The organism is Streptomyces sp. NPDC001156 (assembly GCF_053598275.1).
Genome location: NZ_JBSFJX010000538.1, coordinates 1 through 1,376, shown reverse-complemented (window position 1 = coordinate 1,376; position 1,376 = coordinate 1). Strand labels below are relative to the sequence as shown.

The window sequence follows — 1,376 nt, the reverse complement described above, 5'->3', positions numbered from 1 at the left end:
CAGTCGTGTTCGCGCTCGTAGGCGGCCAGGAGGAAGAGCCAGATCTCGCTGACCGTCGGGAAACAGGCGATCGCGTGCCTCAGACGCTTGAGCGGAACCTCGCCCGCCACCGCGACGGTGGCCGAGTGCAGCAGCTCACTGACCCCCGGGCCGACGAAGGTGACCCCGAGCAGGACGCCACCGTCGAGGTCGACCACCATCCGGGCGTGGCCCCGGTAACCGTCGGCATACAAGTTGGCACCCTGGGCCGCGTTGAAGTCGAGGTCCACGCTCTGGATGCGATGACCGGCCGCGGCCGCCTGCTCGGCGCTCAGGCCCACCTGGACGGCCAGCGTCCAGACCGCATCGGCCTCGGGATCGGCGCCGCGATCGGCGACATCGACTCCCCGGAAGCCGAGCAGCAACTCCAGGAGCAGCGACTGGATTCCGGAGAACGCCCGCTCGCAGGCGACCTTGTCGGTCGGACGCATCGCGCGGGCCGGCAGCACATCGATCCCCAGCCGGCGGGCCACCGAGACGACGTGGTGGTTCTTGTAGACGCTGCCGTGATCGCTGGTCACCGTCTCCGGGGCGAAGAACGGCAGCCCGGCCCGGCCACCCAGTGCCCGGCGAACTCCGCCACCAGCGCGGCCGGAACGCCGGGGTAGGGCCACTCCATCTCCTCGCCCCAGTCCGAGCGCATCGGCAGCGGCAGCACCACGTCCCGCAGCAGCATCGCCACCTCCACCGACGACTCCGACAGCGGCGTGAGCCGGAAGGCCACCAGCGAATGCGTGTGGGCGTCCAGCGCCAGCGTGAGGTGCACCGAGATCGGCATGCCGAAGACGTCGTCCAGGACCTTCACCGGCAGCGGAGTGGAATCCAGCACCACCACCTGCCCCGGCCGGCTGATCACCACTTGGGCCTGCCCCGTCTCCACCACCGCGGCGGAGCGGACGTAACGCCGGCGGGAGCCCTGCGGACCGAACCACTCCTTCCACACCTTCGCCAGCGTGGTGCGGTGCGGCACCTGCACCTGATCGCCGAACTTCTCCAGCACGTACTGGTGGATCATCCGCTCCTTGGTCGTCATGCTGATCTTCGAACGGTGCAGACACTCGGCATGGACGGCCCGGATCGCCTCGGCGATCTCCTCGGTAATCGCCCGCCGACCGCGCAGTGGCGGCGTCCACCGCCCGTCCGGCAGACCCATCAGGCCGTGCTCGGCGTACTGAGCGGCCATCCGCTTCAGCGTGCGCTCACTGATCCACTCCAGCCCCAGCTGCTTGGCCTCCCGCCGATCCAACCGTTCCTAGTCAGTGAGCAGGAGTGAGTCTTGTACCCAGTCCTGGTCAACTGGCGCATCCCGAACGGTGGTGGATGCACTGGTCTCCCGC

General features: G+C 69.1%; 1 protein-coding gene and 1 pseudogene. Both read right to left on the bottom strand.

The annotated features are described in order from the left end of the window. Positions 1 to 560 (bottom strand): annotated as a pseudogene (locus ACWDA7_RS52940) (hypothetical protein); the annotation flags it as partial. Then, the gene (locus ACWDA7_RS52935; RefSeq protein WP_450615389.1) at positions 557 to 1,285 is read right to left on the bottom strand and encodes a hypothetical protein; all 729 of its coding nucleotides are present in this window, start codon (positions 1,283 to 1,285) and stop codon (positions 557 to 559) included. The pseudogene ACWDA7_RS52940 and the gene ACWDA7_RS52935, both read right to left, overlap by 4 nt. Positions 1,286 to 1,376 lie beyond the last annotated feature (91 nt).